General features: G+C 57.6%; 21 protein-coding genes. 11 read left to right on the top strand and 10 right to left on the bottom strand.

Features of this window, described 5'->3' with window-relative positions:
- Positions 1 to 17 precede the first annotated feature (17 nt).
- Entirely contained in the window at positions 18 to 386 is a 369-nt protein-coding gene (locus UTO39_RS09085) for an inner membrane protein YbjM (protein ID WP_061098753.1), read from the bottom strand.
- Between the two features lie 279 nt (positions 387 to 665).
- On the opposite strand from UTO39_RS09085, the gene UTO39_RS09080 reads away from it, so the two are divergent.
- A complete protein-coding gene (locus UTO39_RS09080) occupies positions 666 to 2,351 on the top strand; it encodes an aspartate:alanine antiporter (RefSeq protein ID WP_014169303.1) in 1,686 nt (561 codons plus the stop codon).
- Positions 2,352 to 2,754: 403 nt separating this feature from the next.
- On the opposite strand, the gene UTO39_RS09075 is transcribed toward UTO39_RS09080, so the two are convergent.
- Positions 2,755 to 3,399, bottom strand: a complete 645-nt coding sequence (locus tag UTO39_RS09075) for a hypothetical protein (RefSeq protein WP_320727002.1) — start codon at positions 3,397 to 3,399, stop codon at positions 2,755 to 2,757.
- A gap of 167 nt (positions 3,400 to 3,566) precedes the next feature.
- Here UTO39_RS09075 and UTO39_RS09070 point away from each other — a divergent pair, with 167 nt between their 5' ends.
- Genes UTO39_RS09070 through arsC form a run of 3 tightly spaced genes read left to right on the top strand, consistent with a single transcriptional unit; the run spans position 3,567 to position 5,661 of the window.
- Complete coding sequence (locus UTO39_RS09070) at positions 3,567 to 3,887, top strand: metalloregulator ArsR/SmtB family transcription factor (RefSeq protein ID WP_320727001.1); 321 nt, start codon at positions 3,567 to 3,569, stop codon at positions 3,885 to 3,887.
- Positions 3,888 to 3,927: 40 nt separating this feature from the next.
- Positions 3,928 to 5,217, top strand: a complete 1,290-nt coding sequence (locus UTO39_RS09065) for an arsenic transporter (protein ID WP_320727000.1) — start codon at positions 3,928 to 3,930, stop codon at positions 5,215 to 5,217.
- A 12-nt stretch (positions 5,218 to 5,229) separates the two neighbouring features.
- Positions 5,230 to 5,661, top strand: coding sequence for a glutaredoxin-dependent arsenate reductase (arsC, locus tag UTO39_RS09060; RefSeq protein ID WP_266178447.1), 432 nt, complete (start codon positions 5,230 to 5,232; stop codon positions 5,659 to 5,661).
- A gap of 21 nt (positions 5,662 to 5,682) precedes the next feature.
- Here arsC and UTO39_RS09055 read toward each other — a convergent pair whose 3' ends face one another.
- The gene (locus tag UTO39_RS09055) at positions 5,683 to 6,234 is read right to left on the bottom strand and encodes a TetR/AcrR family transcriptional regulator (protein ID WP_045327381.1); all 552 of its coding nucleotides are present in this window, start codon (positions 6,232 to 6,234) and stop codon (positions 5,683 to 5,685) included.
- 81 nt (positions 6,235 to 6,315) lie between these two features.
- Between UTO39_RS09055 and UTO39_RS09050 the strand changes: the two genes are divergently transcribed.
- Both UTO39_RS09050 and UTO39_RS09045 read left to right on the top strand, forming a co-directional pair.
- Complete coding sequence (locus UTO39_RS09050; protein ID WP_266178449.1) at positions 6,316 to 7,530, top strand: MFS transporter; 1,215 nt, start codon at positions 6,316 to 6,318, stop codon at positions 7,528 to 7,530.
- Positions 7,520 to 8,332: a Cof-type HAD-IIB family hydrolase gene (locus tag UTO39_RS09045; protein ID WP_320726999.1), complete on the top strand. Its 813-nt coding sequence runs from the start codon at positions 7,520 to 7,522 to the stop codon at positions 8,330 to 8,332. Before UTO39_RS09050 ends, UTO39_RS09045 begins: the two co-directional genes overlap by 11 nt.
- A 73-nt stretch (positions 8,333 to 8,405) precedes the next feature.
- On the opposite strand, the gene UTO39_RS09040 is transcribed toward UTO39_RS09045, so the two are convergent.
- Positions 8,406 to 9,638, bottom strand: coding sequence for an MFS transporter (locus tag UTO39_RS09040; protein ID WP_061098762.1), 1,233 nt, complete (start codon positions 9,636 to 9,638; stop codon positions 8,406 to 8,408).
- A gap of 168 nt (positions 9,639 to 9,806) precedes the next feature.
- Here UTO39_RS09040 and UTO39_RS09035 point away from each other — a divergent pair, with 168 nt between their 5' ends.
- From UTO39_RS09035 to deoR, 3 genes are all read left to right on the top strand, one after another.
- Positions 9,807 to 10,535 carry a phosphatase PAP2 family protein gene (locus UTO39_RS09035; protein ID WP_320726998.1) on the top strand — a complete coding sequence of 243 codons (729 nt, stop codon included), beginning with the start codon at positions 9,807 to 9,809 and terminating at the stop codon, positions 10,533 to 10,535.
- Between the two features lie 7 nt (positions 10,536 to 10,542).
- A complete protein-coding gene (ybjG, locus tag UTO39_RS09030; RefSeq protein ID WP_061098764.1) occupies positions 10,543 to 11,151 on the top strand; it encodes an undecaprenyl-diphosphate phosphatase in 609 nt (202 codons plus the stop codon).
- Between the two features lie 66 nt (positions 11,152 to 11,217).
- Complete coding sequence (gene deoR, locus UTO39_RS09025; RefSeq protein ID WP_047368171.1) at positions 11,218 to 11,976, top strand: DNA-binding transcriptional repressor DeoR; 759 nt, start codon at positions 11,218 to 11,220, stop codon at positions 11,974 to 11,976.
- Between the two features lie 62 nt (positions 11,977 to 12,038).
- On the opposite strand, the gene dacC is transcribed toward deoR, so the two are convergent.
- Positions 12,039 to 13,244, bottom strand: coding sequence for a serine-type D-Ala-D-Ala carboxypeptidase (gene dacC, locus UTO39_RS09020; protein ID WP_061098765.1), 1,206 nt, complete (start codon positions 13,242 to 13,244; stop codon positions 12,039 to 12,041).
- 240 nt (positions 13,245 to 13,484) lie between these two features.
- Here dacC and UTO39_RS09015 point away from each other — a divergent pair, with 240 nt between their 5' ends.
- Positions 13,485 to 14,111, top strand: a complete 627-nt coding sequence (locus UTO39_RS09015; RefSeq protein WP_320726997.1) for a glutathione S-transferase family protein — start codon at positions 13,485 to 13,487, stop codon at positions 14,109 to 14,111.
- Here the strand turns inward: UTO39_RS09015 and UTO39_RS09010 are convergent, their stop codons facing one another.
- Positions 14,112 to 15,230 carry a PQQ-dependent sugar dehydrogenase gene (locus UTO39_RS09010; protein ID WP_320726996.1) on the bottom strand — a complete coding sequence of 373 codons (1,119 nt, stop codon included), beginning with the start codon at positions 15,228 to 15,230 and terminating at the stop codon, positions 14,112 to 14,114. It lies immediately after the preceding gene.
- Positions 15,231 to 15,338: 108 nt separating this feature from the next.
- Positions 15,339 to 15,722 carry a biofilm formation regulator BssR gene (bssR, locus tag UTO39_RS09005; protein WP_320726995.1) on the bottom strand — a complete coding sequence of 128 codons (384 nt, stop codon included), beginning with the start codon at positions 15,720 to 15,722 and terminating at the stop codon, positions 15,339 to 15,341.
- Between the two features lie 216 nt (positions 15,723 to 15,938).
- Here bssR and rimO point away from each other — a divergent pair, with 216 nt between their 5' ends.
- On the top strand, positions 15,939 to 17,264 hold the full coding sequence (gene rimO, locus UTO39_RS09000) for a 30S ribosomal protein S12 methylthiotransferase RimO (RefSeq protein ID WP_320726994.1): 1,326 nt from the start codon (positions 15,939 to 15,941) through the stop codon (positions 17,262 to 17,264).
- Between the two features lie 60 nt (positions 17,265 to 17,324).
- Here rimO and gsiD read toward each other — a convergent pair whose 3' ends face one another.
- The 3 genes from gsiD to gsiB are packed head-to-tail and all read right to left on the bottom strand — an operon-like array spanning position 17,325 to position 20,702.
- Positions 17,325 to 18,236, bottom strand: coding sequence for a glutathione ABC transporter permease GsiD (gene gsiD, locus UTO39_RS08995; protein WP_320726993.1), 912 nt, complete (start codon positions 18,234 to 18,236; stop codon positions 17,325 to 17,327).
- Position 18,237: 1 nt separating this feature from the next.
- Entirely contained in the window at positions 18,238 to 19,158 is a 921-nt protein-coding gene (gene gsiC / locus UTO39_RS08990) for a glutathione ABC transporter permease GsiC (protein WP_061098770.1), read from the bottom strand.
- Positions 19,159 to 19,163: 5 nt separating this feature from the next.
- Positions 19,164 to 20,702: a glutathione ABC transporter substrate-binding protein GsiB gene (gene gsiB, locus UTO39_RS08985; RefSeq protein WP_061098771.1), complete on the bottom strand. Its 1,539-nt coding sequence runs from the start codon at positions 20,700 to 20,702 to the stop codon at positions 19,164 to 19,166.
- Between the last annotated feature and the right edge of the window lie 9 nt (positions 20,703 to 20,711).

The raw sequence follows: 20,711 nt of genomic DNA, 5'->3' as shown, positions 1-20,711 counted from the left end.
TCACCGTGAGGGCGTTTTTATTTGTGGTGTCGTCGGTGCTGAACCAGGCTGCGCACAAACAGGTAGCAGAGCGCGCCAAGCGCGCACCAGAACACGGCGCTCAGCAGCCACGCCAGCTCCTGCCAGAAACTCCGCGTTGAGATATACATCAGGCGCATCATGAGCAGACACAGCGGCGCTGCGAGTATGGCACCGAGAAGCGGTTTCACCACCTCCCCTTTACGGGAGAGAAAACTGGCAGCGGCACCCGGCAGCGTGAAGAAGAGCAACCCCAGCTCGGGATGCCCGGACGCCCTGAACGCGCCCTTCACATTAAATGCGAGCGACATACACACGACCGTGAACAGCAAAAAACAGCTGATCACCCCCGCCCAGTTTCGTTTCATATTCAAACTATCCTCCTGACTTATCTCTATCAAATACACATTCGTCGGGTAGACGCCCAGTCAGATAAAGCAGTGCGGCAATCCATGCCAAAGTACGCACAGGGTGATGCGATAATCAGTAGCTGTCAGTAGCTAATGCGATTAAACTACACGCCAGCTAATGTTTTAGGGAATAAAGCAGGAAACAGGGAGCGTTAACGCCTTTCCCTGACCCAGAAAACAGTAGCCCAAAAAGTCCTTTCATTCAACAACTTACTGGTAAACAAGAAGTTAGCCTCCGTGAATATAAACGTCGCAGACTTGTTAAATGGGAATTACATCCTGTTATTATTTGTGGTACTGGCGCTGGGTCTTTGCCTGGGTAAATTGCGCCTGGGTTCGGTTCAACTCGGTAATTCCATTGGCGTTTTAGTCGTCTCCTTATTATTAGGCCAGCAGCACTTCAGCATTAACACGGACGCGCTGAACTTAGGTTTTATGCTGTTTATTTTTTGCGTTGGCGTAGAAGCGGGACCTAACTTTTTTTCAATTTTCTTCCGCGACGGCAAAAATTATCTGATGCTGGCGCTGGTGATGGTCGGCAGCGCGCTGCTGATCGCGTTGGGGCTGGGCAAACTGTTTGGCTGGGATATCGGGCTTACGGCCGGTATGCTGGCTGGCTCCATGACCTCCACCCCCGTGCTCGTGGGCGCCGGTGACACCCTGCGCCATTCCGGCATGGCGGGCGCGCAGCTCTCTACCGCCCTCGACCATCTGAGCCTGGGCTACGCCCTGACCTATCTGATTGGTCTGGTGAGCCTGATCGTTGGCGCGCGCTACCTGCCAAAACTGCAGCACCAGGATCTGCAGACCAGCGCCCAGCAAATCGCGCGCGAGCGCGGCCTGGATACCGATTCCAAACGTAAAGTCTATCTTCCGGTGATCCGCGCCTACCGCGTCGGGCCGGAGCTGGTGGCATGGGCAGACGGCAAAAATCTTCGCGAGCTGGGGATTTACCGCCAGACGGGCTGCTATATCGAACGTATCCGCCGCAACGGCATTCTGGCGAACCCGGACGGCGACGCGGTGCTGCAGATGGGCGACGACATCGCGCTGGTGGGTTACCCGGACGCCCACGCCCGTCTCGACCCGAGCTTCCGTAACGGCAAAGAGGTGTTCGACCGCGACCTGCTCGACATGCGCATCGTCACCGAAGAAATTGTGGTGAAAAACCACAACGCCGTTGGCCGCCGTCTGGCGCAGCTGAAGCTGACCGACCACGGCTGCTTCCTCAACCGCGTGATCCGCAGCCAGATTGAGATGCCTATCGACGACAATGTCGTGCTCAACAAAGGCGACGTTCTGCAGGTCAGCGGCGACGCGCGACGCGTAAAAACCGTTGCCGACCGCATCGGCTTTATCTCCATTCACAGCCAGGTCACCGACCTGCTGGCCTTCTGCGCCTTCTTCATTGTTGGCCTGATGATCGGGATGATCACCTTCCAGTTCAGCAACTTTAGCTTCGGCATCGGTAACGCCGCCGGGCTGCTGTTCGCCGGGATCATGCTGGGCTTCCTGCGAGCCAACCACCCGACCTTCGGCTATATTCCGCAGGGCGCGCTGAACATGGTGAAAGAGTTCGGTCTGATGGTGTTTATGGCGGGCGTTGGCCTAAGCGCGGGCAGCGGCATCGGCCACAGCCTGGGCGCCGTCGGCTGGCAGATGCTGGTGTCCGGCCTTATCGTCAGCCTGGTGCCGGTGGTGATCTGCTTCCTGTTCGGCGCCTACGTGCTGCGCATGAACCGCGCCCTGCTGTTCGGGGCAATGATGGGGGCCCGAACCTGCGCGCCGGCAATGGAAATCATCAGCGATACCGCGCGCAGCAACATCCCGGCGCTGGGTTATGCTGGCACGTACGCTATCGCCAACGTACTGCTGACGCTGGCGGGTACGCTGATTATCATCATCTGGCCTGGACTCGGATAACTCCTAAGTTTGCGCGTAATGAAAAAATTTTTGTAACGCGCAGAACTTTTTTAGCAGGGGGCAGTCATAACTAGTGCCACTGCTTTTCTTTGATGTCCCCAATTTGTGGAGCCCATCAACCCCGCCGTTTTGGTTCAAGGTTGATGGGTTTTTTGTTGCCTGAAAATAGCAAACGATTTTCAATCGATTCGGTTGGCTCCATTCCGACAAAAATGGAGGGAAAATGTTTTAATTTCACATCACGAAAGTCCAGGCTCAGCTACCTCTAATTTTGGCCGCTGCGTATGAAAGCAGATAGCCAGCTATCAACGCCACAAAACATCCGGCGAGCTTCAACCATGTACTTTCAAACCAGAAGAAAGACCCCAAAGCAAAAATCACAGCCAGAAAGGTGATAGTTCCCTCAATTGCGTGGGACATTAACGATTTTACAAATTTCATTCTGTATTCCTTTGCAATCAATAGGATGCCCTTCAATGAACACGAGGTAAGGCTCTAGCTGTTGTTCGACGAGGAAGTAGACCATATCCAGATTCTCTTTTGACACCATGGCGTACGTAGAGGGATATTTGGTTTTCATCCTTCTTGATGCTCTGGCTGACTCTTCAATAATCCCCTGGAACAGCACGACGTTTAACGCTGCTGAAGCACTAAACCGGATAAAATGTTTGTACGCCTGATCGATTGCCAGACGATTCAACATAAGACTCGCAGTTGTCTGCGCCAGTACGATCTGTCCAGCTGTTCGCCCACCAACACTTCCGGCTCCGTAACCCAATTTATTGTTTACAGCCTTTTTACCTTCATCATTGAGTTTTTTATAAAAGGATGTGAAAACAATAGTAATTAGTCTGCGTAAAGGTGACTCAGCATTACCCAGACTTTTGAGCATATAGAAAAAACGCTCCGTCTCAGCCTGGTTTCTTTGTTTAGCGCTATCCCCGGCAAATCCGCTTCCCTCCCAGCTTCTTACAACACCCAGGTAAGCGGTATTTGGTATGGAGGAGATCCCATCGAGAATCCCTAATGCAACCTGTTTAGCGTCCATATCTCATTCTTAGTCATCCTGTCCCGCACAAAGAATATCCAAAGCTCATTAGCGATTCCAGACGATTTTTTAAGTTTAAAAGCAGCCTGGTCTCCTCCCCTCTTCCATCCCCCACATCAAACATATATGATTTATAGAATATGTATTAACTACTCGCAGGTTTGATCATGCTCCACCCACTCCAGCTCTTCAAAACCCTCTCCGACGAAACGCGGCTCGCCATCGTCATGCTGCTTCGCGAAGCCGGCGAGCTGTGCGTCTGCGATCTCTGCTCCGCCACCAACGAACCGCAGCCGAAGGTCTCCCGCCACATGGCTCTGCTGCGCGAGTCCGGGCTGGTTATCGACCGTCGCGAGGGGAAATGGGTCCATTACCGCCTCTCTCCCAACATGCCGGCCTGGGCGGCAACCGTTATCGACAACAGCTGGAACTGCCTGCGGGAAGAGACGCGCATGAAGCTGAAAAACCGGCTTCCGGGTTCGTGCTAAACAAAACACATTCACAAAAACAGATATAACGGAGTAAGCGATGTTTCTGGCAGGGGCAATTTTTCTGTTTACGCTGGTGCTGGTCATCTGGCAGCCCAGGGGGCTCAGTATCGGCTGGAGCGCGACCATCGGCGCCGTGCTGGCGCTGGTCAGCGGCGTGATTCACATTAATGATATTCCGGTGGTCTGGAATATCGTCTGGAACGCCACGGCAACGTTTATCGCCGTCATTATCATCAGCCTGCTGCTGGATGAGTCCGGCTTTTTCGAGTGGGCGGCGCTGCACGTCGCCCGCTGGGGAAACGGTCGCGGGCGATTGCTGTTTACTTATATCGTCCTGCTGGGTGCGGCCGTGGCGGCGCTGTTTGCCAATGACGGCGCGGCGCTGATCCTGACGCCTATCGTCATTGCCATGCTGCTGGCGCTGGGGTTCAGCAAGCAGGCCACGCTGGCGTTTGTGATGGCGGCAGGTTTTATCGCCGATACCGCCAGCCTGCCGCTGATTGTGTCGAACCTGGTCAACATCGTGTCGGCAGACTTCTTTAAGCTGGGGTTCAGCGAATACGCCTCGGTGATGATCCCCGTTGATATCGCCGCGATTGCCGCAACGCTGGTGATGCTGCATCTCTTCTTCCGCAAGGAAATTCCCCCGGAATATGACCTGGCGAAACTTCAGAAGCCCGCGCGGGCCATTCACGATCTCCCGACGTTCAGGACGGGCTGGGTCGTGCTGCTGCTTCTGCTCGTCGGCTTCTTTGTGCTTGAACCTCTCGGCATTCCGGTCAGCGCCATCGCGACCGTCGGCGCGCTGATTTTATTCGCTGTCGCAAAGCGGGGACATGCAATAAACACCGGAAAAGTGCTGCGCGGCGCACCGTGGCAGATCGTTATCTTCTCGCTGGGTATGTATCTGGTGGTGTATGGCCTGCGTAATGCCGGGCTGACGGACTCTCTCACAGGCGTGCTGAATAGTCTGGCCGGACACGGGCTGTGGGCCACCACGCTGGGAACCGGGTTCATCACCGCGTTCCTGTCATCCATAATGAACAATATGCCCACGGTGCTGATTGGCGCGCTCTCTATTGAGGGCAGCACGGCGACGGGATTGATCAAGGACGCGATGATTTACGCCAACGTGATTGGCTGCGATCTGGGGCCAAAAATCACGCCTATCGGCAGCCTCGCTACCCTGCTCTGGCTCCACGTGCTGGCGCAGAAAAATATGACGATAACCTGGGGCTACTATTTCCGGACGGGCATCATCATGACGCTGCCGGTCCTGTTTGTGACGCTCGCCGCACTGGCGCTACGTCTCTCCTTCACACTGTAATGAGCCACTGATATGAGCCACATCACCATTTATCACAACCCGGCATGCGGCACCTCGCGCAACACGCTGGAGATGATCCGCAACAGCGGCGCGGAGCCGGAGATTATCCTCTATCTGGAAACCCCGCCGTCGCGCGATAGGCTGACCACCCTGATTGCCGATATGGGCATTTCGGTGCGGGATCTGCTGCGCAAAAACGTGGAGCCGTATGAACAGCTCGGTCTTGCTGAAGATAATTTCACCGACGACCAGCTTATCGACTTCATGCTGCAATACCCGATCCTGATCAACCGTCCGATTGTGGTGACGCCGCTGGGCACCCGCCTGTGCCGCCCGTCTGAAGTCGTCCTCGACATCCTGCCGGACGCGCAGAAAGGAGCGTTTACCAAAGAGGATGGCGAAGCCGTCGTGGACGCCAGCGGGAAAAAAATCGAACGCAGGTAAAACAGGCAGGGCGAGTGATGCCTAAGGGTTTTCCTCGCCCGCAATTCTCCCCACCATCGCCCGGATCTCTTCGCGGGTTAACGGCGCCCGGTCGGTCACATAGTGCAGCGTCATCCCTTCGATGAAGGCATCCAGCGCGCGGGTGGTGACCGGGTCGAACCACTGCTCCAGCGTGGTCTGGCTCATCTTCATCCAGTCCTGCATTACCGTTTTAAGCGCCGCGCTGCGGTGCATAAAGGCGTAGAGCTGATACATCAGCGCCATGTTGTGCGGCGTGGTCACCTGCGAGCTGTGGATCAGGGTGGTGATGGATTCACACGCCATTTCCGGTCCGGTGACGCCCGCGAAGAAATCCCGATACTGCTGCGACATCTGCCGGGTAAACCACGTGAAGGCCTCCTCCAGCAGCGGCTCCATGCCGTCGAAATAGTAGGTCATCGACCCCAGCGGCACGCCCGCGCAGGTGGCGATTTTACGGTGCGTAACGGCGTGAATCCCGTGCTCAGCAATGGTATCCAGCGTCGCCTGCAGGATCTTCTCCCGGCGATGCGGATCGTTCGGTGGTCTGCTCATAAATTCCTCACGTGGTTTGTGTACAAATGTACACAAATTTGCTAGTGTTGTCGCTACTGTTGTACTTCTGGTGCTACCCCGATGACGCTGACCTCTCCCCGCAAAGCCCTGCAGCTCCGCATGTGGGCGCTGTTTATGTTCTTCTTTATTCCCGGTCTGCTGATGGCCTCCTGGGCCACGCGCACTCCCGCCATTCGCGATATTTTGTCCGTCTCCACCGCGGAGATGGGCATCGTGCTGTTCGGCCTGTCGATAGGCTCCATGAGCGGTATTCTCTGCTCCGCGTGGCTGGTGAAGCGCTTTGGCACGCGGGCGGTGATCCGCACCACCATGTGCTTCGCGGTCTTCGGGATGGTGGTGCTGAGCGTGGCGCTGTGGTTTGCCTCGCCGGTGCTGTTTGCCCTGGGGCTGACGGTATTTGGCGGCAGCTTCGGCTCGGCAGAGGTTGCGATTAACGTTGAAGGGGCGGCGGTCGAGCGCGAGATGAACAAAACCGTTCTGCCCATGATGCACGGCTTTTACAGCCTCGGCACCCTCGCCGGCGCGGGCGTGGGGATGGCGCTGACGGCCACTGGCGTGAGCGCGAATCTGCATATCCTGCTGGCGGCGCTGGTGTGCATCATTCCGATCCTGACCGGCATCCGGGCGATCCCGAACGGTACCGGCAAGAATTCCGCTGAAGAACAGCATTCGACGGAAAAAGGGCTGCCCTTCTACCGAGATTTCCAGCTAATGCTCATCGGCGTGGTGGTGCTGGCGATGGCCTTCGCGGAAGGTTCCGCCAACGACTGGCTGCCGCTGCTGATGGTGGACGGTCACGGCTTTAGTCCGACATCCGGCTCGCTGATTTACGCCGGGTTCACGCTGGGGATGACCGTGGGTCGCTTCACCGGCGGCTGGTTTATCGACCGCTACAGCCGCGTGGCGGTGGTGCGCGCCAGCGCCCTGCTGGGCGGCCTGGGCATTGCGATGATCGTCTTTGTCGACGTGGACTGGATTGCCGGGGTCTCGGTGATCCTCTGGGGACTGGGCGCGTCGCTCGGCTTCCCGCTGACCATTTCAGCTGCCAGCGACACCGGTCCGGATGCCCCGACCCGCGTCAGCGTGGTGGCAACCACAGGCTACCTCGCCTTCCTGGTCGGGCCGCCGCTGCTCGGCTTCCTCGGCGAGCACTACGGGCTGCGCAGCGCCATGCTGGTGGTGTTAGGGTTGGTCATCATCGCGGCGCTGGTGGCGCGCGCGGTGGCAAAGCCGGAAACGGAACAAACGTCAATGGAGAAGGGATATGAGCGTTAAACTGATCGCCGTCGACATGGATGGCACATTCCTGAGTGATGCCAAGACCTATAACCGCCCGCGCTTTCTGGCGCAGTATGCGCGCATGAAGGAGCAAGGCATTCGCTTCGTGGTCGCCAGCGGCAACCAGTATTACCAGCTGATCTCCTTTTTCCCGGAGATTGCGCATGAAATTGCGTTCGTCGCCGAAAACGGCGGTTGGGTGGTCGATGCCGGGGAAGACGTGTTCAACGGCGAGCTGACAAAAGCGCATTTCGCCACCGTGGCCACCGTCTTAAACGATGTTCCCGGCATTGAAATTATCGCCTGCGGGAAAGGCAGCGCCTACACGCTTAAGGCCTATGACGATGCCTTCATTGATATCGCGTCAAAATATTACCACCGCCTCGAAAGGGTGCAGGATTTCGACAGCCTGAACGACATCTTCTTCAAGTTCGGGCTCAACGTTTCCGATGACGAAATTCCGCGCATTCAGGCGCTGCTGCATGAAAAGCTGAGTGACATTATGGTGCCCGTCACCACCGGTCACGGCAGCATTGACCTGATTATCCCCGGCGTGCATAAAGCCAACGGCCTGCGGATCCTGCAAGCGCGCTGGGGCATTGAGGACAGCGAGGTGGTGGCCTTTGGCGACAGCGGCAACGACGTGGAGATGCTGCGCCAGTCCGGGTTCAGCTTTGCGATGGCGAATGCCAGGCCGCATATTAAGACGGAGGCGCGCTTTGAAGCGCCGAACAATAACGAGGAAGGCGTTTTAAACGTGATTGATAAGGTGCTGGAGGGAGAGGCGCCGTTTAATTGATAGCGTTCGGTCTGGTGACCTCACTCTGGCCCCTCACCCTAACCCTCTCCCCAAAGGGGAGAGGGAAAAAAGATCAGGGCTGCAAGGCGTTTCCGACGCGTTTGTCCTTCAGGAACACCACCATCAGGCCAACCCACAGCACGCCGTTGGCGAGGTTAAACAGGCTGAACAGACCGTTGCCGCCCAGCGCGTAAGCGTGCTTGCTCACCTCAATACCGACGGTAAAAATCAGCATCTGCAGCATGCCCATCGCCGCGGAGACTGTACCTTTACTCATCTCGCTCGCAAACAGGGTCAGGCGCACCAGGCCCGCGTTCGCCACGCCAATCCCGAAGGCATAAATGCTCAGCCCCGCCGTCATCCACAGGTAGGCGTGGGATGACGCAACGGTCGCTACCGCCGCCAGAATCAGCCCTGCCGCAATCGGCCAGCCGCCCATGATAATCAGGGAACGCACGGTGCGGCGAGACGTCAGACGGGCCAGCACCAGGTTACCGATTATCAGCGCACCAAAGATCGGCACCTGCAGCAGGCCGTACTCGTAGCTGCTGAGCTGTTCGCCGCTGATGATAATAACCGGCGACTGCGCGATCCACGCCAGCAGCGGCAGGCTAACGAACCCGGTCGCCAGCGCGCCCGCCACAAAGCGGCCATTTTTCAGCACTGCTTTGTAATCCCGGCCCAGCTCTTTGAGCGAGAGTTTTTCACCCAGACGGGTAGCCGTTTCCGGCATCGCCCGGTGCAGGCCGAAGAACGCGATGGCGGCGAGAACGGCAAACAGCACAAACATCCCTTCCCACGGCGCAACGTGCACCCACGCGGCGCCCACCAGCGGCCCGAGTAAGGGGGCGATCAGCGCCACGTTCGCCATCAGCGCGGTAATTTTGATGCACACCGCCTCTTCAAACGACTCCTGAATGGCGGCATACCCCACGGCGCCGATAAAGCACAGGCTCACCCCCTGCAGGAAGCGCAGCAGGGTAAATTGTTCAATGTTTTGCGCCAGCAGCGTGGCGAGGCAGGTGACGATAAACCACACCACGCCCGTCAGCATTACCGGGCGGCGGCCAATACGATCCGACAGCGGGCCTAACAGCCACTGCAAAAACATGCCGCCGGCCAGGTAGGCGGTCATGGAGGTCGGCACCCACTCAATTCCCGCGTTGTACTGCTCCACAACGGCCAGCATACCGGGCTGGATCATATCGTTGCCGATATAGGTAGAGAATTCGTAGAGCACCAGACACAGGGGGAAAAGCAACGCCTGACGACCCAGACGTGAACCAGAAGTAGAACGGTTTAACATGCAATCTCTTTATAATGACAAAATCGCGACGAGTGTAATGAAATGCCGCTGCCCGAGATAGTGATTTATCGAGGAGAAACAGAAATAAAGCACATATCGTCTTCGTTTAAGGTTTCCTTAAGTTGACAGATTTATGATAGCCCGATTATTCGTCAACGACCTCATATTATGGCACTCACCTCCAGCCGCTCAGAATTGTCTAACTTACAGACAAATAAGACAAAACGACTTTACCGCTTACCGCCCCGCTTTTATGGTTATCAGCTTTTAGTGCTGTTAGCCCTTGCCGTCGCGTTTACGTGGCTTTCGCGCGATGAAGCGCTCGACAGATGGATCACCGGTTTTTGGTATGACGCGGCGACGCAGACTTTCCCGCTGCAGAAAGACCACCTGCTGGATCTGCTTAACCATCGTCTGGCGAAGTACATTGCGATTGCCTTAAGCGCCGTGGCGCTGCTTTACGGCGCTTACAAACGCAACGCAAGGCTGGTTACCGCCGCGCTGCTGATGGGGCTTGGCGCGCTGGTGGTCGGCGTGCTGAAAAGCATCAGCCACCACAGCTGCCCGTGGGATCTGGTGGAATATGGCGGTAAGGCCGTGTCTTACCCCCTGTTCAGCGCCGTCCCGGCAGACAGCGGCCCGGGGCGCTGTTTCCCCGGCGGTCATTCCTCCAGCGGCTTTATGGTGATGGGGCTGTTTTTTGCCTTCTGGCGCGAGCGTCCGCGTCTCGCCTGGAGCTTTGTGATCCTTGGCGCGGTTCTGGGCCTGGCGATGGGCTTCGGCCAGGTGATGCGCGGGGCACATTTTTTCTCTCACAACCTGTGGGCCGGGTGGTGGGTCTGGTTTTCCCAGGTGGCGGTCTACGGGCTGGTTTCCACCCGGTTTGCAAAAGAGTGATTACGCTATGCTAGAGAATCTGAATTATCAGCTGTTTTATCTAATCAACGCCACCCCTGCCTCGCCAGAGTGGATGATTGATTTTGCCACCTTTCTGGCGAAAGACCTTATCAGCATCGTGCCTGCGCTGGCAGCCATTCTCTGGCTGTGGGGGCCCCGCAGCCAGGTCAAGGCGCAGCGCCAGCTGGTGATCAAAGTCGCGATGGCGCTCGGGGTTAGCGTGCTGGTCAGCTATATTCTCGGCCACGCGTTCCCGCACGATCGTCCTTTTGTCGATCGCGTTGGCTACACCTTCCTGCACCACGCGCCGGATGACTCCTTCCCGAGCGATCACGGTACGGTGATCTTCACCTTCGCGCTGGCTTTCCTGTTCTGGCATCGTCTGTGGTCCGGTGCGGTGCTGATGATGATCGCTGTGGCTATCGCCTGGTCGCGCGTCTATCTCGGCGTCCACTGGCCGCTGGATATGGTCGGCGGTTTCCTGGTGGGACTGATTGGCTGCGTGAGCGCGGCTATCCTGTGGAATCTCTTCGGTGAAGCGCTCTACCGGGGGCTCTCTTCGCTGTATCGCGCCATTTTTGCCATCCCGATCCGCAAAGGCTGGATACGTGACTAACCCCAACCGGACAGGTTACACTGAGCCCCCGCCCTGCGGGGGCTCACTTTTTTATCCCGAGGAACTATGGAAACACGACGCGATGACCGCATTGCTCAGCTGCTGCAGGCGCTGAAGCGCAGCGATAAGCTGCATCTGAAGGAAGCCGCCAACCTCCTCGGCGTCTCAGAGATGACCATCCGTCGCGATCTGAACAGCGACAGCGCCCCCGTGGTGCTGCTGGGCGGGTACATCGTCCTTGAGCCGCGCAGCGCCAGCCATTATCTGATCAGCGATCAGAAGACGCGGCTGGTTGAAGAGAAGCGCAAAGCCGCGCGCCTTGCGGCCACGCTGGTCCAGCCACACCAGACGCTGTTTTTTGACTGCGGCACCACCACGCCGTGGATTATCGAAGCCATCGACAGCAGCATTCCCTTTACCGCCGTGTGCTACTCCCTGAACACCTTTCTGGCGCTTCAGGAGAAACCCGAGTGCCGGGTGATCCTCTGCGGCGGCGAGTTTCACGCCAGCAACGCCATCTTTAAGCCGCTTAACCTGCAGGACACGCTCAGCAATCTCTGCCCGGACATCGCGTTTTATTCCGCCGCAGGCGTGAACGTCCGCCAGGGTGCAACCTGCTTTAATCTGGAGGAGCTGCCGGTGAAGCACTGGGCGCTAAATGCCGCGCAGTACCATGTGCTGGTGGTCGATCACAGTAAATTTGGCAAGGTGCGTTCGGCAAGAATGGGCGAGCTGGCGCAGTTTGACGCCATCGTCAGCGATTGTCGCCCGGACGACGAGATTGTGGCCCATGCAAAGGCGCAGCAGGTGAAGTTAATGTATTAAGAGGGGTGCGGCCTGACGCCCTCACCCCGGCCCTCTCCCACTGGGAGAGGGAGAAAACCGGTTTAACTGAACCAGCTGCCAAACCAGCTATGGAATTTCATCAACACGAAATCCCACATCCGGCTGAAGAAGCCGCCCTCTTCCACCGCTTCCATCACAATCAGCGGACGCTGTTCAATCGACTTACCGTTTAGCTGGAAATCAATCGTCCCGACCACCTGGCCTTTTTTCAGCGGCGCGGTGAGCTGCGGCTCGGTCAGGGTATAGCTGGCCTTCAGGTTTTTCAGCTGCCCGCGCGGAATGGTCACGGAACCGGCCTCACCCGCCCCCAGATTCACCTCGCTCTTGTCACCAAACCAGACGCGCTGGCTGACGAACGTGGCGTCCGGTTTAATCGGCGTCACGGTTTCAAAAAAGCGGAAGCCCCAGGTCAGGAGTTTTTCTGATTCGTTAAAGCGGATGCGGTCGGTTTTGGTACCCAGCACCACCGAGATCAGGCGCATGTCGCCCTGCGTCGCGGAGGCCACCAGGTTGTAGCCCGCGCCCGCCGTGGTGCCGGTCTTCATTCCGTCCACGTTAACGTTGCTGCTCCACAGCAGGCGGTTGCGGTTCGGCTGGCGAATTTTGTTGAAGGTAAACTCTTTCTCTTTGTGGATGGCGTATTCATCCGGCACGTCGTGGATCAGCGCTTTCCCCAGCAGCGCCATGTCGCGCGCGGTGCTGAACTGTCCCGGCGCATCCAGGCCGTGAACCGTTTTGAAGGTGGTGTTGGTTAAGCCGAGCTTCTGCGCATAGCCATTCATCAAACCAATGAAAGAATCCTGACTGCCGGCAACGTAGTCGGCCAACGCGATGCACGCATCATTTCCCGACTGAATGATTACCCCTTTGTTCAGATCGGAGACGGAGACCTGATCGCCAGGCTTCAGGAACATCACCGACGAGCCCCGCAGCGCCGGGTTGCCGGTCGCCCAGGCATCCTTCCCGATGGTGACCATATCGTCCAGCTTGATCTTGCCCGCTTTTAACGCCTGCCCGACCACATAGCTGGTCATGATTTTGGTCAGGCTGGCCGGATCGAGTTTCTCATCCGCATTGCCTTCCGCCAGCACCTTACCGCTGGAATAGTCCATCAGGATCCAGGCGCGCGCGTCCACAGGCGGCGCTTCGGGCGCAGCCTGTTCAGCCGCGTAGAGTGTTGGTGCAAACAGGAAAAGGAGCGCAGAGCCTGCCGCCAGGCTGCGCAGAGAAGTCATTTTTCGCGTCATAAATGCCACCCGAGTGTCCATTCAAAAATTACGTCACATCACCGTGTCGCAAGAAGCGATGAGTAATAGCGCACTAAAACGGTTAAAGAAACCCAACGAGGGTAAAGTTATTAAAGTTTATGCAATAACATTCATTTACGCTTTGATTCAGGCGATTTTTTTGTCTTCTGTTGCGTAATTGTTAGGTTTATCTCACCATGGCAAAAAGCCGACCCGGATTCACACTCATCAGGAGTAAATATGATTACGCTGTGGGGCAGAAACAATTCGACCAACGTTAAGAAAGTGCTCTGGACGCTGGAGGAACTGGATTTACCGTTTAACCAAATCATGGCTGGCATGTCGTTCGGCGTGAACAAAGAGGCCGACTATCTGGCGATGAACCCGAACGGCCTGGTGCCGCTGCTGCGCGATGACGAAACAGACGCGACGCTTTGGGAGTCCAACACCATTGTGCGTTACCTCGCCGCCCAGTACGGTCTTGGCCGACTGTGGGTTGAAAACCCGGCGCAGCGCGCGCAGGGTGAGAAGTGGATGGACTGGGCGAACCAGACGCTTTCACCCACCCACCGCGTGATCCTTATGGGGTTAGTCAGAACCCCTAAAGCCGAGCGCGACTACCCCGCTATTCATGCCGCGCAGGATGCCTGCGAAAACCTGTTTGCCATGATGGATGACGAACTGGCCAAGCACGCCTGGTTCTCCGGCGAGGCGTTCGGCGTGGGCGATATCGCCGTAGCGCCGTTCGTCTGGAACCTGACTAACCTCGGTCTGAAATGGACGCCGCGCCCTAACCTTGACCGCTGGCTTAAGCAGCTTAGCGAGCGCCCGGCGTACCGTAACGTGGTGATGATCCCGGTAACCTGATTACGCACCGGACGGGCTAACTTTTAATAGCTGCCCGTCCGTTTCGTCGGTCAGGACATACAGATAGCCATCCGGCCCCACCCGCACATCGCGAATACGTTGCTCCCGGTCGCCCAGGATCCGCCCGTCCTCCGTAACCTTATTGCCGTCCACGCTCAGCACGATCACGTCCTTTTCCTTCAGCGCCCCAATAAACAGCTTGTTTTTCCACTGCGGGAACACGTCGCTGTTGTAGAACGCCATGCCGCTGACCGCGGGCGACACTTTCCAGACAAACAGCGGCTTTTCGGCGCCCTCAACGTGCTCGCCTTTGGCTTCAGGAATTTTCAGGCCGCTGTAGTTGATGCCGTGGGTCGCCAGCGGCCAGCCGTAATTTTTGCCCTTCTCCGGGACGTTGATTTCATCCCCGCCGCGCGGGCCGTGCTCGTTCAGCCACAGCGTGTCGCTCCACGGGTTCATCGCCATCCCCTGCGGGTTACGAATGCCATAAGACCAGATTTCAGGCCGCACGCCGGAGGTGTTCACAAAGGGGTTATCCTCAGGGATTTTGCCGTCTTCGGTGAGGCGCACCACTTTACCCTGCAGCTTGTCCAGATCCTGCGCCGTCGGGCGCTGGTTGTTCTCGCCGAGTCCGATAAAGAGATACCCTTTGCCGTCGAACACCAGTCGCCCACCAAAATGGTTACCGGTAGAGAGTTTCGGCATCTGGCGGAACACCACCTGGAATCCCTCGATGCGGGAAAGATCGTCGCTCAGGCGGCCATAGCCCACCGCCGTTCCGGCCTTGCCGTCATGCCCGGCTTCGGCGTAGCTCAGCCAGACGCGGCGCGACTTTTCAAAATCCGGTGCCAGCACCACGTCCAGCAGTCCTCCCTGGCCGTTCGCCCACACCTTCGGCACGCCGACAATGGGATCGGAAAGCCCTTTCCCGGCCTGCCAGCGCTTGAGCTGCCCGCCCTTAAGCGTGACCAGTAAACCGTCATTGCCCGGCAGGAACGCCATCGACCAGGGGTGATCGAGTCGGTTTTGCAGCACCTCAACCTTTACCGCCTCTGGCGCAGCAAGAAGCGAAAACGGAATGAACAATGCAGGCAGGAAAATCAACGAGGATCGAGGCATAACGCGCTCCTTTTTCGGCATATGGCATAAAGATTAGCCATTACCTCCGGGCGCGTTACCACTTTTACAAAAGCTTAATCAGATGGGGGGAGTTGCCTCCCCCCGAACTCAGTGCTGTGCAAGCGTCTCGTGCTTGTTAAGACACATGATGCAAAGAGAGAGCGTTGTCAGGCAGTTTTCAAGCTTCTCCGCGTTAACAGCGATAAAATTCGGGCAGTCGTGGCGTCCGTTCATCAAACATACCCCTGCAATGGAGAGCACCTCAGCGGCGCGACGCAGCGCTATCAGCTCGCATTCATCGTATTCCGCCTTCAGGGTCGGTGCTTTTTCACGCATGAAATTACACAGTTCAAACAGATTATCACGCAGATGTTCGCTTTCGCTGACTGACATATAGCCCTTTGCCTTCCTGAGCTGCAGATAGGCGGCCAGGTCGATGCGGGCGTTGATCAGCTTGTTAAGCAGATCGCGTTTCAGTCTGTCAACGGACATGCTATTTCCTCCTCTGTCAGCCATGTTGCACATTCAGAATAAGTTCATTTTTTGTACAGTTTAATGCCTGAGATCAATTATTCTTAACCGATTAACATTATTTACAATGTTACAACCTCTACCCGGCCCATCCGGCTTGCAAAGAGTGTATAAATCCCACGCGATACGCTGTAAAATCCCGCCCTGATAACTCCATAATTGATGAATTTTTAACCTATGAGCAATGTTACGCACCAGCCGAAAATCGGCTTCGTCTCCCTGGGCTGTCCGAAAAACCTGGTGGATTCCGAACGCATCCTGACCGAACTGCGCACCGAAGGCTATGACGTGGTGCCAAGCTACGACAACGCCGATATGGTGATCGTTAACACCTGCGGCTTTATCGACAGCGCGGTGCAGGAGTCACTGGAAGCCATCGGTGAAGCCCTGACGGAAAACGGCAAAGTGATTGTTACCGGCTGCCTGGGCGCGAAAGTGGACCAAATCCGCGAAGTGCACCCGAAGGTGCTGGAGATCACCGGCCCGCACAGCTACGAGCAGGTGCTGGAACATGTTCATCACTACGTGCCAAAACCAAAGCACAACCCGTTCCTGAGCCTGGTGCCGGAACAGGGCGTGAAGCTGACGCCGCGTCACTACGCCTACCTGAAAATTTCCGAAGGCTGCAACCATCGCTGCACCTTCTGCATTATCCCGTCCATGCGTGGCGATTTGGTGAGCCGTCCGATTGGCGAAGTACTGGCGGAAGCTAAACGTCTGGCCGACGCAGGCGTGAAGGAGCTGCTGGTGATTTCCCAGGACACCTCGGCTTACGGCGTGGACGTTAAGCACCGCTCCGGGTTCCACAACGGCGAGCCGGTGAAAACCAGCATGGTCGGCCTGTGCGAGCAGCTGGCTAAGCTCGGTATCTGGACGCGTCTGCACTACGTTTACCCGTACCCGCACGTTGACGACGTGATCCCGCTGATGGCAGAAGGCAAAATCCTGCCGTACCTGGATATCCCGCTGCAGCACGCCAGCCCGCGTATCCTCAAGCTGATGAAGCGTCCTGGCTCCGTTGACCGCCAGCTGGCGCGCATCAAGCAGTGGCGCGAGATTTGCCCGGAACTGACCCTGCGCTCCACCTTCATCGTCGGCTTCCCGGGTGAAACCGAAGAAGATTTCCAGATGCTGCTCGACTTCCTGAAAGAAGCGCGTCTTGACCGCGTAGGCTGCTTCAAGTACAGCCCGGTAGAAGGCGCAACCGCCAACGAGCTGGCGGATCAGGTGCCGGAAGAGGTGAAAGAAGAGCGCTGGAACCGTTTCATGCAGCTGCAGCAGCAGATCTCTGCCGAGCGTCTGCAGGAGAAAGTGGGCCGTGAGATCATGGTTATCATCGACGAGGTGGACGAAGAAGGCGCGATTGGCCGCAGCATGGCGGATGCCCCCGAAATCGACGGCGCGGTGTACCTGAACGGCGAAACCAACGTTAAGCCGGGTGATATTATTCGCGTGAAGGTTGAAAACGCCGACGAGTATGACCTGTGGGGTAGCCGGGTTTAATCTCACCCCTCTGTTGTAGGCCGGGTAAGGCGTAGCCGCCACCCGGCACATTTGACAGCACTACCCCTTTATCCTCGGATCCAGCGCATCGCGCAGTCCGTCCCCCAACAGGTTAAACGCCAGCACGGTCAGGAAAATCGCCAGGCTCGGGAAGATCGCCACGTGCGGCGCAATCACCATATCCGCCCTCGCCTCGTTCAGCATCGCGCCCCACTCCGGCGTCGGAGGCTGCGCCCCTAACCCCAGAAACGACAGGCTCGCCGCCGAAATAATCGACACGCCGATACGCATGGTGAAATAGACCACGATGGACGATACGGTCCCCGGCAGAATATGGCTGAACAGGATGGTAGCATCGCTGGCCCCCATGCTGCGGGCGGACTCGATAAACGTCTGCTGCTTCAGCACCAGCGTGTTGCCGCGCACCAGACGGGCGAAGGCCGGAATCGAAAAGACCGCGACCGCGATAATCACGTTCGCCATACCGCTCCCCATGATCGCCACCACGGCAATCGCCAGCAGAATGCCGGGGAAAGCAAACAGCACGTCGCAGATGCGCATGATGATGCGGTCCCACCAGCCTTCATAATACCCGGCGACGAGCCCCAGCACGGTGCCGATGGCCGCACCGATCAGCACCGCGACTACCCCGGCGGCGAGAGAAATCTGCGCCCCCACCAGCACGCGGCTGAAGATATCGCGCCCGAGAGAATCCACGCCGAACCAGTGCATCATTGAGGGGCCGTCGTTCAGGCGGTCGTAGTCAAAGTAGTTTTCCGCATCAAACGGCGCTACCCACGGCGCAACGATCGCCACCGCAATCAGCACCAGCACGAACAGCCCCGCCGCCATCGCGACCGGCTGACGGCGAAAACGTCGCCAGAATTCGGACCACGGCGTGCGGACATGCTCCGGTTTCAGCCCCGGCATCGCGTTCAAAACGGCCTGACGCCGCCAGTTCAACAATCGCATCTTACTTATACCTGATGGCCGGGTTAATGGCGGCGTAGAGCACGTCCACCACTAAGTTGATAAGAATAAACTCCAGCGAGAAAAGCAGGACTTCCGCCTGAATCACCGGGTAGTCGCGCATCTCGACGGAATCGACCAGCAGGCGCCCCAGCCCCGGCCAGTTGAAGACCTTTTCCACGACGATAGAGCCACCCAGCAGGAAACCAAACTGCAGCCCCATCATCGTCACCACCGGGATCATCGCATTGCGGAACCCGTGCTTGAGAATGACCCACTTCTCGCTGACCCCTTTCGCCCGCGCGGTGCGGATATAATCTTCGCTCAGCACGTCCACGAACGAGGCGCGGGTAAAGCGCGCCATTACCGCCGACACGGCAGCGCCCAGCGTCATGGAGGGCAGAATGTAATGCTTCCAGGTATCGGCCCCGACGGTCGGCAGCCAGCCCAGTTCAACGGAGAAGATCTGCATCAGCAGCATACCCAGCGCGAACGCCGGGAAGGAGATGCCGGTCACCGCCAGCGCCATGCCGAGCTTGTCCGGCCAGCGGTTGCGCCAGACGGCCGCAATAATCCCCGCGCCAAGCCCAAACACCACCGCCCAGCCCATGCTGGCAATTGTTAACCAGAACGTGGGCATAAAGCGGCTGGCAATCTCCTCCGACACCGGACGCCGCGACACCATCGAGATACCAAAGTCGCCCTGCAGAACGTTGCACATATAGTGCAGAAACTGCATATACAGCGGCTGGTCGAGGCCCAGCTGTTTACGCACCAGCTCAATGACGGTGGCATCCGCTTCGGGCCCGGCTACCAGGCGCGCCGGATCGCCCGGCAGCATATGGACAAACAAAAACACCAGCACCGCCACTATCAGCAGCGTCGGGATAAGCCCCAGCAGGCGTTTACAAACATAATTCAGCATGAGGTTTATTTTAGATCCGCATCGTCAAAGCTAAAGCCGGTGTCCGGCATGATGTAGAACCCGGTCAGCGCTTTGTTATGGGCTGAGACCAGTTTCTCCACCACCAGCGGCACCCACGGTGACTCTTTCCAGATAATGTCCTGCGCGTCTTTGTAGAGGCGGGCTTTCTCTTCCGGTTTGGTCGTCTTCAGGGCATCGGCCAGGTCTTTATCGACCTGCGGATTGCTGTAAAACGCGGTGTTGAACAGGGTTGGCGGCCAGTTCTGCGAAGCAAACAGCGGCGACAGCGCCCAGTCGGCTTCCCCGGTCGAGGCCGTCCAACCGGTGTAGAACATCCGCACGCCGCTCTCTTTCTGCCCTTTCCCCTCAACCTCTGCCGCACGCTGTCCGGCATCCATCGCGGTGACCTGCGCCTTAATTCCCACCTGCGCCAGCTGCTGCTGGGTGAACTGCAGCACCTTCTGGGCGGTACTGTGATTATGCGACGACCACAGCGTGGTGCTGAAGCCGTTCGGGAAGCCCGCCTCTTTCAGCAGCTCGCGCGCTTTGGCCGGATCGTACGGCCACGGCTGATAGCTTTGCGCATAGGCGATGGCCGGGGGCAGCACGCCGGTCGCCGGGGTGGCATAGCCGGCAAAAGCAACCTTCACCAGCGCCTGACGGTTAATGGCGTAGTTGATGGCTTCACGCACCTTCGGGTTATCGAACGGCTTCTGCGTGACGTTCATGCTGATGTAGCGCTGCATGATTGACGGGCTGGCAACCAGCTCCAGCTTGCTGTTTTTCTGCAAAATGGCGGCCTGCTCGTACGGGATCGGGAAGGCAAACTGCGCCTCGCCGGTTTGCAGCATCGCTGCGCGGGTGTTGTTGTCCACCACCGGACGCCAGGTAATGGTGTCCAGCTTCGGCAGCCCCTTCTGCCAGTATCCCGCGAATTTTTTCACCTTCACGAAATCGGTCTGGTTCCAGGTGAGCAGCTCGTACGGCCCGGTTCCCACCGGGTGGAAGCCGATCTCTTTACCGTACTTTTTCAGCGCGGCGGGCGAGATCATCGCCGTCGCCGGATGCGCCAGAATATTGATAAACGCGGAGAATGGCTCTTTCAGGGTGATTTTTACCGTCGCCGGGTCGACGACCTCGGTGCTGGCGATATTTTTATACAGGTTATAGCGCTTGAGGCTGTTTTGAGGATTGCTGGCACGGTCAAGGTTGACCTTTACCGCCTCCGCATTGAAATCTGTCCCGTCCTGGAACTTCACGCCGGAACGGAGCTTGATGGTATAAACCAGCCCGTCGTCGGAAACGGTGTAACCCTCCGCCAGCACGTTTTTCAGCTTCATCTCTTTGTCGAGGCCAAACAGCCCCTGATAGAACGATTTCGCCACCGCCTGGGAGAGCGTGTCGTTGGCGTCGTACGGATCGAGCGTGGTGAAGTTGGAGCCGACGGCAACCACCACGTCTTTGGCGGCGAACGCGGGGGCAGCGGCCAGGGCTGCCGTCACGCTCGCGGCTAACAACCATCTACGCGCTACAAATGTAACCATTGTGTTCTC

Origin of the sequence: Enterobacter sp. 118C5 (assembly GCF_034107645.1) — a bacterium.
In the GTDB taxonomy this organism is placed as follows: domain Bacteria; phylum Pseudomonadota; class Gammaproteobacteria; order Enterobacterales; family Enterobacteriaceae; genus Enterobacter; species Enterobacter nematophilus.
Note: the sequence above shows the minus strand (reverse complement) of the source record. Positions and strands in the feature narration are given on the sequence as shown.

Coding starts and splice junctions, on each gene's coding strand:
- UTO39_RS09085 (WP_061098753.1), bottom strand. CDS start 386: ATGAAACGAAACTGGGCGGGGGTGATCAGCTGTTTTTTGCTGTTCACG.
- UTO39_RS09075 (WP_320727002.1), bottom strand. CDS start 3,399: ATGGACGCTAAACAGGTTGCATTAGGGATTCTCGATGGGATCTCCTCC.
- UTO39_RS09070 (WP_320727001.1), top strand. CDS start 3,567: ATGCTCCACCCACTCCAGCTCTTCAAAACCCTCTCCGACGAAACGCGG.
- UTO39_RS09065 (WP_320727000.1), top strand. CDS start 3,928: ATGTTTCTGGCAGGGGCAATTTTTCTGTTTACGCTGGTGCTGGTCATC.
- arsC (WP_266178447.1), top strand. CDS start 5,230: ATGAGCCACATCACCATTTATCACAACCCGGCATGCGGCACCTCGCGC.
- UTO39_RS09055 (WP_045327381.1), bottom strand. CDS start 6,234: ATGAGCAGACCACCGAACGATCCGCATCGCCGGGAGAAGATCCTGCAG.
- UTO39_RS09050 (WP_266178449.1), top strand. CDS start 6,316: ATGACGCTGACCTCTCCCCGCAAAGCCCTGCAGCTCCGCATGTGGGCG.
- UTO39_RS09045 (WP_320726999.1), top strand. CDS start 7,520: ATGAGCGTTAAACTGATCGCCGTCGACATGGATGGCACATTCCTGAGT.
- UTO39_RS09040 (WP_061098762.1), bottom strand. CDS start 9,638: ATGTTAAACCGTTCTACTTCTGGTTCACGTCTGGGTCGTCAGGCGTTG.
- UTO39_RS09035 (WP_320726998.1), top strand. CDS start 9,807: ATGGCACTCACCTCCAGCCGCTCAGAATTGTCTAACTTACAGACAAAT.
- ybjG (WP_061098764.1), top strand. CDS start 10,543: ATGCTAGAGAATCTGAATTATCAGCTGTTTTATCTAATCAACGCCACC.
- deoR (WP_047368171.1), top strand. CDS start 11,218: ATGGAAACACGACGCGATGACCGCATTGCTCAGCTGCTGCAGGCGCTG.
- dacC (WP_061098765.1), bottom strand. CDS start 13,244: ATGACGCGAAAAATGACTTCTCTGCGCAGCCTGGCGGCAGGCTCTGCG.
- UTO39_RS09015 (WP_320726997.1), top strand. CDS start 13,485: ATGATTACGCTGTGGGGCAGAAACAATTCGACCAACGTTAAGAAAGTG.
- UTO39_RS09010 (WP_320726996.1), bottom strand. CDS start 15,230: ATGCCTCGATCCTCGTTGATTTTCCTGCCTGCATTGTTCATTCCGTTT.
- bssR (WP_320726995.1), bottom strand. CDS start 15,722: ATGTCCGTTGACAGACTGAAACGCGATCTGCTTAACAAGCTGATCAAC.
- rimO (WP_320726994.1), top strand. CDS start 15,939: ATGAGCAATGTTACGCACCAGCCGAAAATCGGCTTCGTCTCCCTGGGC.
- gsiD (WP_320726993.1), bottom strand. CDS start 18,236: ATGCGATTGTTGAACTGGCGGCGTCAGGCCGTTTTGAACGCGATGCCG.
- gsiC (WP_061098770.1), bottom strand. CDS start 19,158: ATGCTGAATTATGTTTGTAAACGCCTGCTGGGGCTTATCCCGACGCTG.
- gsiB (WP_061098771.1), bottom strand. CDS start 20,702: ATGGTTACATTTGTAGCGCGTAGATGGTTGTTAGCCGCGAGCGTGACG.